The organism is Rhodococcus sp. HNM0563 (assembly GCF_012726195.1).
In the GTDB taxonomy this organism is placed as follows: domain Bacteria; phylum Actinomycetota; class Actinomycetes; order Mycobacteriales; family Mycobacteriaceae; genus Rhodococcus.
The window spans coordinates 24,680-39,254 of sequence record NZ_JAASAF010000006.1 but is presented as its reverse complement, the minus strand read 5'-3'; the positions used below and the strand labels follow the sequence as shown (position 1 = coordinate 39,254).

At 65.8% G+C, this 14,575-nt stretch carries 12 protein-coding genes; 7 read left to right on the top strand and 5 right to left on the bottom strand.

The genetic code is table 11. From position 1 onward, the window contains the following. Positions 1 to 33: 33 nt before the first annotated feature. Positions 34 to 975, bottom strand: coding sequence for an alpha/beta hydrolase (locus HCA61_RS14845; RefSeq protein WP_169688971.1), 942 nt, complete (start codon positions 973 to 975; stop codon positions 34 to 36). A gap of 117 nt (positions 976 to 1,092) precedes the next feature. Here HCA61_RS14845 and HCA61_RS14840 point away from each other — a divergent pair, with 117 nt between their 5' ends. Then, positions 1,093 to 2,268: a macrolide family glycosyltransferase gene (locus HCA61_RS14840; protein WP_206040141.1), complete on the top strand. Its 1,176-nt coding sequence runs from the start codon at positions 1,093 to 1,095 to the stop codon at positions 2,266 to 2,268. A gap of 15 nt (positions 2,269 to 2,283) precedes the next feature. Here HCA61_RS14840 and HCA61_RS14835 read toward each other — a convergent pair whose 3' ends face one another. After that, positions 2,284 to 2,694 (bottom strand): SRPBCC family protein, encoded by a 411-nt coding sequence (locus HCA61_RS14835; RefSeq protein WP_169688970.1) that lies wholly within the window; start codon positions 2,692 to 2,694, stop codon positions 2,284 to 2,286. Positions 2,695 to 2,890: 196 nt separating this feature from the next. Here HCA61_RS14835 and HCA61_RS14830 point away from each other — a divergent pair, with 196 nt between their 5' ends. Together HCA61_RS14830 and HCA61_RS14825 are read left to right on the top strand one after the other, a co-directional pair. Beyond that, positions 2,891 to 4,198 carry an alpha-hydroxy-acid oxidizing protein gene (locus HCA61_RS14830; RefSeq protein ID WP_169688969.1) on the top strand — a complete coding sequence of 436 codons (1,308 nt, stop codon included), beginning with the start codon at positions 2,891 to 2,893 and terminating at the stop codon, positions 4,196 to 4,198. Positions 4,199 to 4,213: 15 nt separating this feature from the next. After that, complete coding sequence (locus tag HCA61_RS14825; RefSeq protein WP_169688968.1) at positions 4,214 to 5,212, top strand: 2-dehydropantoate 2-reductase; 999 nt, start codon at positions 4,214 to 4,216, stop codon at positions 5,210 to 5,212. Positions 5,213 to 5,221: 9 nt separating this feature from the next. On the opposite strand, the gene HCA61_RS14820 is transcribed toward HCA61_RS14825, so the two are convergent. Both HCA61_RS14820 and HCA61_RS14815 read right to left on the bottom strand, forming a co-directional pair. After that, complete coding sequence (locus HCA61_RS14820; RefSeq protein WP_169688967.1) at positions 5,222 to 5,833, bottom strand: DUF305 domain-containing protein; 612 nt, start codon at positions 5,831 to 5,833, stop codon at positions 5,222 to 5,224. Beyond that, complete coding sequence (locus tag HCA61_RS14815) at positions 5,833 to 7,395, bottom strand: hypothetical protein (protein WP_169688966.1); 1,563 nt, start codon at positions 7,393 to 7,395, stop codon at positions 5,833 to 5,835. The genes HCA61_RS14820 and HCA61_RS14815 overlap by 1 nt, the downstream gene beginning before the upstream one ends. 250 nt (positions 7,396 to 7,645) lie before the next feature. Between HCA61_RS14815 and HCA61_RS14810 the strand changes: the two genes are divergently transcribed. The 4 genes from HCA61_RS14810 to HCA61_RS14795 all read left to right on the top strand — a co-directional run bounded on the left by HCA61_RS14810 (position 7,646) and on the right by HCA61_RS14795 (position 13,497). Next, positions 7,646 to 8,611 carry a pirin family protein gene (locus HCA61_RS14810; protein ID WP_169688965.1) on the top strand — a complete coding sequence of 322 codons (966 nt, stop codon included), beginning with the start codon at positions 7,646 to 7,648 and terminating at the stop codon, positions 8,609 to 8,611. A gap of 69 nt (positions 8,612 to 8,680) precedes the next feature. Continuing rightward, positions 8,681 to 8,824, top strand: coding sequence for a hypothetical protein (locus tag HCA61_RS14805; RefSeq protein WP_206040140.1), 144 nt, complete (start codon positions 8,681 to 8,683; stop codon positions 8,822 to 8,824). A gap of 124 nt (positions 8,825 to 8,948) precedes the next feature. Continuing rightward, positions 8,949 to 12,131 (top strand): arabinosyltransferase domain-containing protein, encoded by a 3,183-nt coding sequence (locus HCA61_RS14800; RefSeq protein WP_169689319.1) that lies wholly within the window; start codon positions 8,949 to 8,951, stop codon positions 12,129 to 12,131. A 67-nt stretch (positions 12,132 to 12,198) separates the two neighbouring features. Further along, the gene (locus tag HCA61_RS14795) at positions 12,199 to 13,497 is read left to right on the top strand and encodes a glutaminase (RefSeq protein ID WP_169688964.1); all 1,299 of its coding nucleotides are present in this window, start codon (positions 12,199 to 12,201) and stop codon (positions 13,495 to 13,497) included. 4 nt (positions 13,498 to 13,501) lie between these two features. Here the strand turns inward: HCA61_RS14795 and HCA61_RS14790 are convergent, their stop codons facing one another. Beyond that, positions 13,502 to 14,332 (bottom strand): SDR family oxidoreductase, encoded by an 831-nt coding sequence (locus HCA61_RS14790; protein ID WP_169689318.1) that lies wholly within the window; start codon positions 14,330 to 14,332, stop codon positions 13,502 to 13,504. Between the last annotated feature and the right edge of the window lie 243 nt (positions 14,333 to 14,575).

Genomic DNA, 14,575 nt, shown 5'->3' with positions numbered 1-14,575 from the left:
CACCTGCGAGTTACCGCACGCTGCTCCAAGGGATTACGAGGGGACCTGCTGTTCCGCATCGCTGATTCCGAGCCGTTCGAGCATCCACGCATCGATACCGCGTCGCGCCGTCCGGGCAAGTGCGAGCGGATGGCCCGTGAACCCGTGTGGCGCCTCGGGATAGATCCGGATCTCGACGTCGTTGCCTGCTGCGGACAGTCGGCCGGCCATCGCGAGGTTGTCTTCCAAGAGCACGTCCTCACGCCCGACCACCATCAGCGTGGGCGGTAGGCCGTGCAGGTCTGCATAGATCGGGGAGATGTCCGGGGCGGTGCGGTCGGCGACGTGACCGACGTAGGCGCGGAGGAAGTACTCGTCGGCGATCAGGCGCCCGGCAGGGGTCTGCACGCTCATGTCGTAGGTACCGAACTGCAAGGCGGCACCCGCAAACCCATCGGCAACTCCCTTGTCCCGAAGCCGGATCAGGGTGGTGAGGGCGAGCGATGCGCCCGCCGAACGTCCCCCGATGATCAACCGTGACGACCCGAAGTGGGACGCTGCATTCTCGACCAGCCATGCCGCGACCGCTTCGCAGTCGTCGGGGGCGGCGGGCCACGGGTATTCGGGTGACAGTCGATATCCGACACCGACGACGACAATCTCGAGATCATCGGCGAGTTCGCGGTTGGACACATCATCTCTGGCCGCGGAACCCATGTAGAAGCCACCGCCGTGGATGTTCAGATAGACACCGCGGATCCGACCGCTGACAGGAAGCGTGATCCGTACCGGGACGCGAAGGTCGTCGCGATCGACCGTCTCCTCGAGCGCCGGTGGTTCGGCCGGCGCCGGAGCAGGGGTCCTCGCCCGTATCTCCGTCAACTCGTCGAAACTGGTGGGGCCATGCCCGGAAGGTCTCGAGGCGTAGAAGTTCCGGGCTTCGTCGAGCTGATCCACGGGCACGACTGCAGACAGGGCTTCCAGGTCGAACCGCATGCAGTCTCCTTGCATCTCGGTGATGGGGTGTGACGAGTGTATGCGGCGATCGACCGGCCCGAACTCGGTGATTTTATTCGGATGCGTGAGCCCGGAGCGCGGGTTACCCTCGCGTCCATGCCCCTTCGTTGCGCCCACATTGCAATGGTCGGTGTCCCCGCCGTCAGCCACGTCCTGCCGAGTCTCGAGATCATCCGCGAATTGGTTGCCCGTGGTCACCGAGTGACATACGCCAACGACTCGGCAGTGTCCGGGCTGATCGAGGGCGCCGGCGCAGAATTCGTTCCCGTGTCATCCGAATTGCCGGTGGCCGACAATGATTGGCCCGACGATCCCATCGCTGCGATGACCCTGTTCCTCGACGATGCGATCCGGACACTCCCCCGATTGCATGCTGCCTACGGCGATGATCCGGCGGACCTGTACCTGTACGACATCGGCGCCTACGCTGCGCGTGCCCTCGCGGAATCGCAGGACAGACCCCTCATGCAGCTGTCGCCGACATTCGTCTCCTGGGAGGGATACGACCAGGAGGTCGCGGCCCAGTTGTGGGAACTGCCGGGTGCCGACGCATACAGGTCGAAGTTCTCACGATGGCTCGCGGAGTGCGGGGCAACCACTACCGACGTGGATATCTTCCCCAACCGTCCCACCCATGCTCTGGCGTTGATCACGCGGGCGATGCAGCCGCACGCCGACCGAGTCGACACCGACACGGTGACCTTCGTGGGCCCCTGCTTCGACCTGCGCGCCGAGCCCGACGCCTGGGCTCGTCCGGTCGACGCGAAGAACGTGCTGCTGATCTCGCTCGGCTCGGCATACACCCGGCAGCCGGAGTTCTACAGGCAGTGTCTGGCGGCCTACGGCAATCTGCCCGGCTGGCACGTCGTGCTCCAGATCGGCAAGTACACCGATGCGCGGGAACTCGGCGACATCCCACCCAACGTCGAGGTGCACTCCTGGGTTCCGCAGCGGGCCATTCTCGAGCAGGCGGACGCTTTCGTCACCCACGCAGGTATGGGCGGCTGCGGCGAAGGACTGCTGGCAGGTGTGCCGATGATCGCGGTGCCGCAGGCCGCCGAGCAATTCATGAACGCCGACAAGCTCGTCGAGCTCGGTGTTGCCCGCCGCATCGACACGGAGGACGCTACGCCGGAGAACCTGCGGGCCGCGTTGGTCGATCTGGTCGATGATCCGGAGGTGCGCACACGTTCGGCGCGGTTGCGTGCCGACGCGCTGGCAGAAGGAGGCACCTCGCGTGCCGCCGACCTCATCGAAGACATGTTGTCCTGAACAGGCGCGGTGCGCCTACCGCTCCAGGAGGTCGCGGAGGCGTTCGAGATCCTTCGCGACCGTCGCGGTGTCCCTATCGAACTCTTCGTCCGACAGGTCGATCTGGCGAACGGTGAAGAGAATCTCGGAGCCGTTCGGGTGCGCGAGTACCCGTACCGGGTTGTTCACCGTCGTACCCGACGGCAAAGTGACGTCGTGGTCGAGTACGCCCAGGTCGTTGCGCGATGTGAACCGCACCGTGACACGACCCATGGGCGAGTCCACCAGGAGGGTGTCGCCGTCGCGCTCGACGTGACTCTGTGCCAAGCCCGATGCCCACCTGGGAAGGTTGTCGGGATTCGCAGCGAACTCGTATACCTGTGCGGGCGGACATGCGATGACCTGACTGACGTGGCGGCTGCGGAGGGTGTTCGGATCGTTGCTCATGAGCGAAACGCTATTGCGCTGAACGGCGGTTGTCTCCCCCAGGTCGAGGCAGCCGTCCGGAACGATCAGTTGCACAGCAGGCGAATTACTCCGGCGTTCCCACGTGCACGCCACCACATTCGGAGGATCCCGGTTCCCTGATCCCCCGTTGTGAGGAAGGATTCGGTGCACCACCGTGCTCGAGAGAGGGGAACTCGTGACCGAAACCGCTGCTGCCGCGGCCGCCGGACCTGGTCGTGACCGTCAGGGCACCGTCTACCGCGACGGTGCGCTCGGCCGTAGGCCTGCGGTGCCCACGGCATTCGGCGATCTCGAGCGGGCGGCGCAGAGCGCCAGTTCGAAGCGCGCCTGGGCGTATGTCGCGGGCGGTGCAGGCGAAGGTCGCACGATGCGTAACAACCGTCGCGCATTCGACAGGTGGGCGATCGTTCCGCGCATGGCGCACGGCGTCACCGAACGCGACCTGAGCACCACCGTCGTGAACACATCGCTGCCGTCGCCGTTGCTGTTGGCTCCGGTGGGTGCGGGCGCATTGATGGCTACTGACAGCGATCTGGCGATCGCGCGGGCCGCGGCGGCGACGGGCGTGCCGTATATCTTCTCCAACCAGGGCTGCAACCCGATGGAGGACTGCGCCGCTGCGATGGGTTCGGCTTCCCGCTGGTTCCAGCTCTACTGGAGTTCCGACGAAGAACTCGTCGACAGTCTGCTGCATCGGGCCGAGGCGAGCGGCGCCGAGGCGGTCGTCGTCACATTGGACACGACGATGCTGGGGTGGCGTCCGCAGGACCTGAACCTGGGGTCGTTGCCGTTCGCGCGTGGCGAGGGCATCGCGCAGTACACGTCGGATCCGTGTTTCCGCGACATCGTGCGGCAGCGGATCGTCGCGGCCCGGGACATGGTCACCGAGCGACCCGACGTCACGCTCGGTGCAATCCGCACTCTGATATCGATGACACGCAACTATCCGGGCAAGTTCCTCGACAACCTGCGCTCCCCTGTGCCGCGCGCTGCGGCCGAGACCTTCCTCGACATCTACTCGAATCCGGGACTGAGCTGGGAGCACCTGGCGACACTCCGCGACCGGACGAGACTGCCGATCGTGCTCAAGGGGATTCTGCATCCGGACGATGCGCGCCGGGCCGTCGACCTGGGGGTTGACGCGGTCGTCGTGTCGAACCACGGCGGACGTCAGATCGACGGCTCGATCGCGTCGCTCGATGCGCTCCTCGAGATCCGGGCGGCGATCGGCCGTGAGCCGACACTGCTTTTGGACAGTGGAATACGCACCGGCGCGGATGTATTCGTCGCGCTCGCACTCGGTGCCGACGCGGTGCTGCTCGGCCGCCCCTACATGTACGGGCTTGCGATCGCGGGGCAACGCGGTGTCGAGGAGGTGATCCGCAACGTGGTCGCCGAGTTCGATCTCACGATGGCTCTGACCGGTGCGCGTTCGATCGCGGATCTCGACGAGCGTTTCGTACGGCCCAATCCATCTTTCTGACAGGAGTTTCGGTAGATGCCCACCATTGTGGTGTACGGCGCGGGAAGTATCGGCTGTTATATCGGGGGACGGTTGGCAGCGGCCGGTGCGGAGGTCGTGTTCGTGGGGCGGAAGCGGCTCGCCGACGAGGTGCGTGAACACGGCCTGCGCCTGACCGATCTCGACGGTGCCGACATGCACGTCGACCGAGTGGAGTACCGGACCGAGCCGGACGTCGTCGCAGACGCGACACTCGTGTTGGTCACGGTGAAATCGTCTGCAACCGAGGAGGTATCCGAAACGATTGCTCCCCTGCTGAACGACGCCGCCGTAGTGGTCGGCCTGCAGAACGGGCTGTCCAATGCGTCGGTGTTGCGGGAGCAGATCGACCGGCCGGTGCTCGCGGGGATGGTGCCGTTCAACGTCGTGGCACAGGGCAAGGGGTGGTTCCACCAGGGATCCGAGGGTGGCATCGAGGTCGAGGACAGCGGCCTGCTCGCCCCCTACCTGAGCCTTTTCGATGTGGCCGGACTACCGCTGACCGTCAGATCCGACATGGACGCGGTGCTGTGGGCGAAGCTGCTCCTGAATCTGAACAACCCGATCAACGCACTGTCGGGTCTGCCCCTGAAGACCGAACTGTCGCAGCGTTCCTACCGTCGTTGTCTCGCTGCGGCGCAGCGCGAAGCGCTCGCCGTAGGGAAGGTTGCGGGACGCATCGCGGCGCGCCTCACGCCGCTGCCGCCGGCATGGATCCCGCGTCTACTGACGGTGCCGGACATCGTGTTCCGCAACGTTGCGTCGTCGATGCTCGCGATCGATCCGCTCGCCCGATCGTCGATGTGGGAGGACCTGGAGGCCGGTCGTGTCACCGAGGTCGACTGGATCAATGGCGAAGTCGTGCGGCTCGGCCGTGAGTACGGCGTCGCGACACCGGTCAACGACCGGCTCGTCGAACTGATCCGCGACGCGGAGCGCGGTGGCCGCCGGAATTGGTCGGGTCCCGAACTGCTAGCAGTGCTCACTGGTTGCTGATCGCGTGGATCACGACCGTTCCGCGAGAAGTATCGAGATGAGCCCGGCCTCTTGGCTCTGTTCCTGCACCATGCTGCGCGCCATACGGTCGACGGGACCGCTCGCGAGCAGGGCGTCGGCGGTCTGCGCCATCTCGATGCCGCCGAGGTGGTGGAGGTGCATAAGCTGCAGGAACAGCACCTCGGCGTCACGTCCGGTCGCGGCCGAAAGTGCGTCGAGCTCGGCGGTGGTCGCCATTCCCGGCATCGACTCGTCGGGAACGGCGCCGCCGTGGGTGTGTCCGGGCGTTTCGTGCCACGACATGGGTTCGGGATTCGTCGGTGGTGCGTCGGCGAGCTGCAGCCAGCCGGTGAGGATCCCGATCTCGGTACGCTGGGAGTCGCCGATCTGCCGGGCGAGTGCAGCGACAGCCGGGTCGACATCCGGCGACAGACGCATCGTCATGGCCAGGGCCTGCTGATGGTGTTCGGCCATGTCCTGTACGAACCCGATCTCCACGGCATCGAGCACCGGTTTGACCCGCGACACCTCGGGCACGATCAACGGACGCAGCGCCGCCCCCACGACCAGCAGGAGCAACGCCAGCGATCCGAATCCGGCGATCTGGACCGTCCTGCGCATCAGGATCCGATCGTGGTCTGCTGATCGGCGGGCGGCGTGTAGACGGCCGGGTCGAGTTGCAGCGTCAGGAACCCGTTGTCGGCACATGTGACCCACAGTTCGTTGCCGCGCCACGCGGGCGGCGAGACGCACCAGTCGGACGACAGGTCGCCGCCGAGGACCATTCCGGTCCGGTCGCTCAGTGCCTCGGCCGGATCGAACTGCCCGGCCGCGGCGGACTGCGCGACCGCGGGCAGGCCGAGGACGGGAACCCCAATGATCGATAGCAGGGCGTGCGACGAGTTGGGACGTTCGTCGGCGCGGCCGGTGAACGCCGGCGGGTTGTAGTAGGCGATCTCGCGCACGTCGAATGGATCGCTGACATCGAACACACGAATACCCGAACCGAACCACCCGCACGCGAGAGCCGTAGGATTCGCGGGGCGGTCGGCGCTGCAGTAATGCGCCTCGTACGAGAAGATCGAACCGCCCATCGCGGACGCGACCTGGCTGTCGATGTTGTCCGGCAGATTGATCTCGAGTTTGATCGAGTTCACGACCTCCGGGGATGTCTCGTCATCTATGTCGATGAGTTTGACTCCGCCGGAACCGCCTTCATCGATGGTGAAGAGGTAGGGCCGGCCGTCGTAGGTGACAGGAATGCTGTGCTGGGTGGCCCAGCCATCCGTCCACGACATCTGCGATATCTGCGGCACCGTCGGTTCGGGATCACGTCGCTGTACTGCACTGGTGTCGAGGATCGTGAGGCCGCCGAAGTTGTTCGCCAGGTACATCCGGTTGCCGTCGGGGCTGAATCCGAATCCGTGCGCGGAGATCCCGGGCCAGCCCTGCCACACCACTCGAGGGTTCGTGGGATCGGAGAGGTCGACGGCGCTGACCACACCCTCGTTTCCGGTCGACCAGTAGGTCATCCCGTCCGGAGAGAACCCGCCCTCGTGGGCCGTGATCGGCAGTGGCATGTGGAGGCTGCTTCCCGGCCCCGGGTTGAGCAGTCGAGGGTGAGCGCAGTCGGTGATGTCGTATACCGACAGGAGCCCGGCTCCGAAGTTCGCGGGAACACCGGTTCCCACCAGCAGTTTCCGTCCTTCGTGGACCTTGAGGCTCTCCCATGTGCCGGCGAGCATCGCGGGCTCGGTGAGATTCGCGCTGAGAGTCGGTGAGGCCGGGTGGGACACATCGACGACGCGCACCCCCGCCGAATCTCCGATCAATGTGGACGGGAACACCGATCCCATGTAGGCGCAGTGGCCATAGCTCGCCGAGACAATTCCGGAGCCACCGCCATCGAACCCGCCGATCTGTGACATGTTGCACCGGTACCCCTCGGTGCTGCGGCCGCTTGCTCGGTCGTCCGCCGGAACATCGCCTTGCAGACCGGTTTCCGGATGTGACCCCGATCCGCACTCGGCACGACCGGCGGCGACGTCGTGGACGTCGTACTTCTCGAGTACCGGCATCGTCGGTGCGACCGTAGGGCCGGCCGCGGCCACACCGCCGAGGCAGGTGGCGAGTACCGTTAAGGCGACGGCAGACGCCGATCGCCTGCGTGTTCTCGTCCGCATGTGTTCTCTTTTCGAATCGTCTGTCCCCCGGCATCCGGGCGGAGTGGCACGGGCACGCCGCCCGAATGTACCGGCGTGGGTCGAAATGTCCTATGGGGTGACCGGTTGGTCTTCGGTGCCGGCACCGAGCACGGAATCGAGCTGGAAGGTCAGGGGCACGCCGGTGTAACGGTCCTGGGGTGGGGAATACTTCTCGGCTACCCGTGTTGAGATAGTTGATAAATCAACTATATGACTCCGAGGAGAGCTAATGCCTGCCGTGAGCGTCGACAACGTCCTTGCGCTACCGCGCGTCACGGAACCCGCACAGGGTGCCGTCGCGCGACCGGTCCTGTCGGTGACCACCGCACCCACCGGTTACGAAGGCGAAGGTTTCCCGGTCCGCCGCGCATTCGCGGGTGTCGGCCTCGAGCACCTCGACCCGTTCATCCACATGGATCAGATGGGCGAGGTCGACTATGCACCCGGAGAGCCCAAGGGCACACCCTGGCATCCGCACCGTGGCTTCGAGACCGTCACCTACATGATCGACGGGACGATGGAGCATCAGGACTCGAACGGGGGCGGTGGTGTCATCAGTGGCGGCGACACCCAGTGGATGACAGCCGGCGGTGGTGTCCTGCACATCGAAGCCCCGCCGGAGCAACTCGTCGTGACGGGCGGACTCTTTCATGGCGTGCAGCTGTGGGTGAACCTGCCGAAGAGCGACAAGCTGGTGGCTCCTCGCTATCAGGACATCGCCGGTAGCAAGGTAGCGCTGCTCTCTTCCCCGGACGGTGGCGCACTGATCCGCGTCATCGCGGGCGAACTCGACGGCCACCAGGGTCCCGGATCCACCTACACTCCGATCACGTTGCTGCATGCCACCATCGCGCCCGGTGCACGCGTGACGCTGCCGTGGAATCCCGAATTCAATTCGCTCGCCTACGTTCTGGCCGGGAGTGGTCTGGTCGGGAGTGAGCGGCGTCCTGTGCGCGAAGGTCAGCTGGCAGTGTTCGGGCGTGGTGAGACGATCACGATTGCCGCAGCCGATACCCAGGACTCGCGTACAGCGTCGGTCGAAGTATTCATTCTGGGCGGCAAGCCGATCCGTGAGCCGGTCGCGATGGCCGGACCGTTCGTCATGAACACGAGGGCGGAAGTGATCCAGGCCTTCGAGGACTTCCAGGCAGGTCGTCTCGGTTCGATCCCCGCTGCCCGTGAAACAGTGGACTGAACGCCACTGAGGCAGCGGAGTGAGGACGTCGTCTCGGAACGCTTCGTCGGTGCGATCGGTGAGCACGCTGTGATCGACTCGGTGCATCCCGACGAATCCATCGAAGTGCTCCGTGAGGAGACGTCGGGTTACAAGATGATGGCTCAGATGATCTTTCTTGCGGACGAAGTGCGGCCGTCCGAGACCCGTACCGAAACGACTTCGGCGCGGTGAAACGGCACGGTGAAATAGGGGCAGGCCCCCATCTCGGATAGCATCGCGTGGCGTGAGTGAGGCCAGTACGACCGAGGACCCCGTCCGACCACCGGCAGTCGAGCCGTCGGCGACCCGATCCGAGGTGACGCGAGCCCGGCTCATCGCCCTGGTGGGTGCGCTGGTGGGCATCGTCGCCGCGTTGGCGATTCCGTTCCTTCCCGTGACTCAGACGCAGGGGACGCTGAGCTGGCCGCAGGACGGCAGCGCGAGTGTCACCGCGCCGTTGGTGTCGTACGCGCCTGTCGAACTGGATATCACCATCCCCTGCGCGGTCGCGGGGGGCGCCGAAGGCGCGACCATCGTCTCGACCTCCCCGCAGGGTGCGCCCAACGCCGAGCGGTACGGGCTCGTTGCACGGGTCACGACCGGTTCCGACGCGCGCCCGGCCACCCTCGAGGTGATCGCACGCAACACCATGCTGCTCTCGGTGCCCGTCGACGAGCTGGGCACCGGCTGTGCGGTCACGGTGAACTCGACCCCCACCCGCACGGTTGCTTCGGTGACCGGCGCGGGCGGCTCCGACACGGAACAGGTGTTCGATCGTGACCTCCGCCCGCAGATGGTCGGAGTGTTCACCGGCCTGACGGGCGAGCTTCCCGCCGGACTCTCGGTCGACGCGACCCTCGACACCCGCTTCACGTCGTCCCCGACCTACCTCAAGCTCATCGCGATGATCGTCGCGGTGCTCGCCACGGCGCTGTCGCTGTGGTCGTTGCACCGCCTCGACACCACCGACGGCCGACGTTCCCGTCGCATCCTGCCCGCATCGTGGTGGTCGTTCCGCCCGGTCGACGGCGTTGTGGTCGGTACTTTGCTGCTCTGGCACATCATCGGCGCGAACACTGCAGACGACGGCTACCAACTGGGTATGGCCCGGGCGGCAGGCGAAGCCGGTTACATGGCCAACTACTTCAGGTGGTTCGGCGTACCGGAGTCGCCGTTCGGCACACCCTTCTACGACGTGCTCGCGCTCATGACCCACGTGTCCACGTCGAGCGTCTGGATGCGACTGCCCGGCCTCGTCGCAGGTCTGCTCGCGTGGTGGGTGATCAGTCGCGAGGTCGCGCCGCGGATCGGCGCCGCGGTCCGCCGGAACTCGATACCGCTGTGGACCGGCGCCTTCGTCTTCCTGGCGTTCTGGCTGCCGTTCAACAACGGCCTGCGTCCCGAGCCGATCGTCGCGACCGGTGTCCTGCTGACCTGGTGCTCGGTCGAGCGCGCCATCGCCACCCGGCGACTGTTCCCCGCCGCGGTGGCCGTCCTGATCGGCGCCGTCACGGTCACTGCGGGCCCCTCCGGCATCATCTGTTTCGCGGCACTGATCGCCGGCGCGCGGCCGATCGCCCGCATCATCCTGGCGCGGGGTCGAGAGTTCGGCTTCTTCGTCGTGCTCGCACCGATCGTCGCAGCGGGGGTCGTGATCCTCGCTGCCGTGTTCGCCGATCAGACGCTCGCCGCGGTGCTGGAGATGCAGTCCGCGCATGTCGTCGGCCCGAGTGTGCCCTGGTTCCAGGAATACCTTCGCTATCAGTATCTGCTGCAGATCACCGTCGACGGCTCGCTCGCGCGGCGTTTCGCGGTATTCACCATGGTGTTGTGCCTGGTCACGGTCATTCTGGCGCTGATGCGCCGCGGTGGCAAGGTACCCGGCGCGGCGCAGGGGCCGTCCCGGCGAATCGTGGGCATCACCCTCGGCGCGATGGTGCTGATGATGTTCGCCCCCACGAAGTGGACGCACCACTTCGGGATCTATGCCGGCCTGGCCGCCTCGGTGGCGATCGTCGCGGCGGTCGCCGTGGGACCGATGGTGCTGCGGTCGCGCCGCAATCGTGCCCTCTTCGCCGCTGCGGTGCTGTTCACGCTCACGATGTCGTTCATCGGCCCCAACGGCTGGTGGTACGTGTCGAGCTACGGCGTGCCGTGGTGGGACAAACCGCCGTCCATCGCAGGGTTCGGGTTCTCCACCGTGTTCTTCGGCCTGACAGTGCTCGCACTGCTGCTCGCGGCGTGGTGGCACATCCACCCCGTCGCCTCCAGACGCACCGATACACCCTCACGACTCTGGTCGATTCCGCCGCTCACGGTCGCGGCCGCCGCAATGGTGCTGTTCGAGGTGCTCTCCCTCGCGAAGGGCGCGGTGTCGCAGTACCCGGGCTACTCGGTGGCCAGGTCCAACATCGATGCGCTCACCGGTTCGGCGTGCGGCCTCGCGAACGACGTCCTGCTCGAGATGGATCCCAACGCGGGAGTGCTGACGCCGGTCAGTGGCGACATCGCGAACGCACTGGTGGCAGGCGGCGGCGATGGTTTCAGCCCCAATGGTGTCGCCGACGACCTGACCGCCGACGACGAATCCGCCGACGCGGGTACCGCGAACACCGTCGACTCCGACAACGACCAGACGGCAGGTGGCACGGCAGGTACCCAGGGCGGTACCGGTCAGGCCGGTGCAAACGGCAGCATCGTCGCGCTGCCGTTCGGACTCGATCCCGCCACGACCCCGGTCCTGGGTAGTTACGGCGGCAACACCGGGAACGTCACCACCGACTGGTACCGCCTGCCCGAACCGGATGCGGCGGGCTCGCGCGGCGACATCGTGTCGATATCGGCGGCCGGACGCATTTTCTCGGTCGACGCCGACGGCACCGAAACCTACGGGCAGCGCATCGAACTCGAATACGGTGTCGCTGAGGGCGACACCGTGCGCACACTCGGATCCACCCTCCCGATCGACATCGGACCGGCGCCGTCGTGGAGGAACCTGCGGGTGCCGCTCGACACCCTTCCCGCGGAAACCGACACGGTGCGCATCGTCGCGCACGACCACGATCTGGCGCCGGAACAGTGGCTCGCGTTCACACCACCCCGTGTGCCGCAGACACAGACGGCGCAGGCCGTTCTCGGCACCGAGTCCCCGGTCCTGCTGGACTGGGCGGTCGGTCTGAACTTCCCGTGCCAGCATCAGATGTTGCACAGCAACGGTGTCGCCGAGATCCCCGAGTTCCGCGTCCTCCCGGACCGCGTCGGCGCCATCTCGACGAACCTGTGGCAGGACCACTACGGTGGCGGCCCGCTCGGCTGGACCGAGATGTTGCTCGGTGGCCGCACGATCTCCTCGTACCTCGACAACGACTGGGACCGCGACTGGGGTTCGGTCGAGCAGTACCGTCCGCTCGACGCGTCGGCCGAGCCGGCGCACATCGACACGGAGGAGAGGACCCGGACCGGGTGGTGGACGCCCGGACCGATCGAGACCTCGTATTGAGTCGGCGGGCGGGGAGTCTCCCGTCGCTTCGCTCGCCCCGAGCGGCCGGGTAGGCCAGAATGAGGCCATGCGGTCCCCGATCCCGGATTATCTGAACGAGGTACTCGAGACGTGCGCGGCCGATTCGGGTGAGCTTGCGGACTACATTCCGCAGTTGGCAACGGTCGACCCCGATCGGTTCGCGCTGTCGCTGGTGACCGCGGAGGGCGACGCGTACTCGGTCGGCGACTACGCGGACATGTTCACGATCCAATCGATTTCGAAGCCGTTCGTGTACGGTCTCGCACTCCAGACCCTCGGGTTCGAGGCTGTGCTCGACCATGTCGGTGTGGAACCGTCCGGTGAGGCGTTCAGCGAGATCTCGCTCGAGCGGAACACCGGTCGTCCGCTCAACCCGATGATCAATGCCGGTGCGCTCGCGACGCATGCCCTCGTAGCATCCGCGTCGTCGGCGGATTCCGGCGTCGAGCAGATCCGGAAACTGCTCTCGTCGTTGGCCGGGCGCGAACTCGACATCGATGACAAGGTTGCAGGATCGGAGCTGGACAACGGTTACCGAAATCTCGCTCTGGCCAATCTTCTTCGCAGTTACGACGTCTTCACCGGTGATCCGCGCGCTGTGGTCGAAGGGTATGTACGACAGTGCGCGGTGCGTGTGACGACCGCCGATCTCGGGATGATGGCTGCAACTCTTGCCAGTGGTGGAGTTCAGCCGCGCACGGGCGAGCAGATATTCTCCAGACCTGTGGTGCGTCAAGTGTTGTCGGTGATGGCAACGTGCGGAATGTACGACGCGGCAGGGGACTGGCTGACGAACATCGGGATCCCCGCCAAGAGCGGTGTATCCGGCGGGATCATCGGAATCCTCCCGGGACAGTTGGGGATTTCGGTTTTCTCGCCGCGCCTCGATTCGCACGGTACCAGTGCTCGCGGAGTCGAAGTCTGCGAACGTCTTTCACGAGACATGAATCTGCATCTCATGGACGCACCCATGGTGGCGCACTCGGTTCTGCGTCGCCGCAGGGAATTCGGAGACGGAGATACCGCCGTCACCCTGCTGGTGTTGCAGGGCGACCTCCAGTTCACGAACGTGGAGACGATCGTGCGCGACCTGATCGACGAACCGATCGTCACCCCGCGGCTCGTGCTCGACCTGGCCCTCGTCCGCTCGGTGTTCCCGGCGGGTAGAAGGGTTCTGCTCGAGATGGTCCGTCGACTTCACCTCGACGGGATCGAGGTGATGTTCATCGATCCCGAGGAACATTTCCCGGATCCCGAGGTCGGCGGCGGTTACCGCCCCTCGGTGCTGGAGTCGATCGGCGAGTTGCCGATGGATGTGCAATGGAGACGCGGGCTGCCTGATTGACCGGTCAGTTCGTTCCTGCCTGCTGAACAGCACGGACCGCGGCGACCACGCCACCGTCGACCAGAAGGTCTGTGCCGGTGATGAAACCGGCCTGCGGGTCGAGGAGGAACGCAGCTGCACCTGCGATGTCATCGGGGGTGCCGAGTCTGCCGGTTGCCGACATGTCCACCATCGATTGCATGCGCTGCCCGGATTCACCGGAGAGTTCCTGCCTGCCCATGGGAGTGGAGATGACGCCGGGGCTGATGGAATTGATTCGCGCCCCGCGCTTTCCCCATGCGGCCGCCGCTGCCTGCACCCGCAGGGCATTTCCACGTTTCGCGACGGTGTACGCGATTCCGGGGTGTCCCAGCTTCTCGGGGTCGAGGAAGGGAAGGTCGAGTAGTTCGGCTGCCGGCGTGACAGCGAGCGCCGTCTCGTGTTCGGAAGGTAGGGCTCCCATGTGGCCGGCCATGCTGGCGATCACGACGCCGGCCCCGCGCGGAGCGATGACCCGGGCGAACTCGTCGAGGACGAGTGCGACACCCAGGAGATCCACTTTCAGGACTGTGTCGATGGGCGCCTGCTCGGGCGACACCCCGGCGGTGTGTGCAACGTGAGTGACGCGTCCGAGTCCGGCCGCAGAATCGGCGAGCGAGGCAACCGAATTGTGATCGGACACGTCGACGACGTGCGTCTTCACGGTGTGGCCCTCGCCGTGGAGGGTAGTTGCGGCGTTGCCGAGGGTTTCCTCGTCGAAGTCTGCCAGTAGAACGGTGCGGCCTGCGCCGAGTCGCCGCGCAATCGCGAGTCCCATTCCGCCGACGCCGATGACGACCAGTACGTCGATGTCCATCATGTTCCTTTCGCGAGATCTGCTGAAGGTCAAGACCGTACGGTGCTGTGGCAGAGGCCACAACGTGATCGGAACGATACTCGCCGATGGTGCTGATGGGGAGATTGGTACTGGTGTGCGTGCTCTGAGAAGCCCTGCTGGCGTGAGTGCCGAACAGTGAGCTACGGTGTCCTGCGGTGTGCCGGAAGTCTGGTCGGCGAGAGATGTGTCGTACGTACGAGAGAAGATCCAAACATGCCGTTC

Coding starts and splice junctions, on each gene's coding strand:
- HCA61_RS14845 (WP_169688971.1), bottom strand. CDS start 975: ATGCGGTTCGACCTGGAAGCCCTGTCTGCAGTCGTGCCCGTGGATCAG.
- HCA61_RS14840 (WP_206040141.1), top strand. CDS start 1,093: ATGCCCCTTCGTTGCGCCCACATTGCAATGGTCGGTGTCCCCGCCGTC.
- HCA61_RS14835 (WP_169688970.1), bottom strand. CDS start 2,694: ATGAGCAACGATCCGAACACCCTCCGCAGCCGCCACGTCAGTCAGGTC.
- HCA61_RS14825 (WP_169688968.1), top strand. CDS start 4,214: ATGCCCACCATTGTGGTGTACGGCGCGGGAAGTATCGGCTGTTATATC.
- HCA61_RS14820 (WP_169688967.1), bottom strand. CDS start 5,833: ATGCGCAGGACGGTCCAGATCGCCGGATTCGGATCGCTGGCGTTGCTC.
- HCA61_RS14815 (WP_169688966.1), bottom strand. CDS start 7,395: ATGCGGACGAGAACACGCAGGCGATCGGCGTCTGCCGTCGCCTTAACG.
- HCA61_RS14810 (WP_169688965.1), top strand. CDS start 7,646: ATGCCTGCCGTGAGCGTCGACAACGTCCTTGCGCTACCGCGCGTCACG.
- HCA61_RS14795 (WP_169688964.1), top strand. CDS start 12,199: ATGCGGTCCCCGATCCCGGATTATCTGAACGAGGTACTCGAGACGTGC.
- HCA61_RS14790 (WP_169689318.1), bottom strand. CDS start 14,332: ATGGACATCGACGTACTGGTCGTCATCGGCGTCGGCGGAATGGGACTC.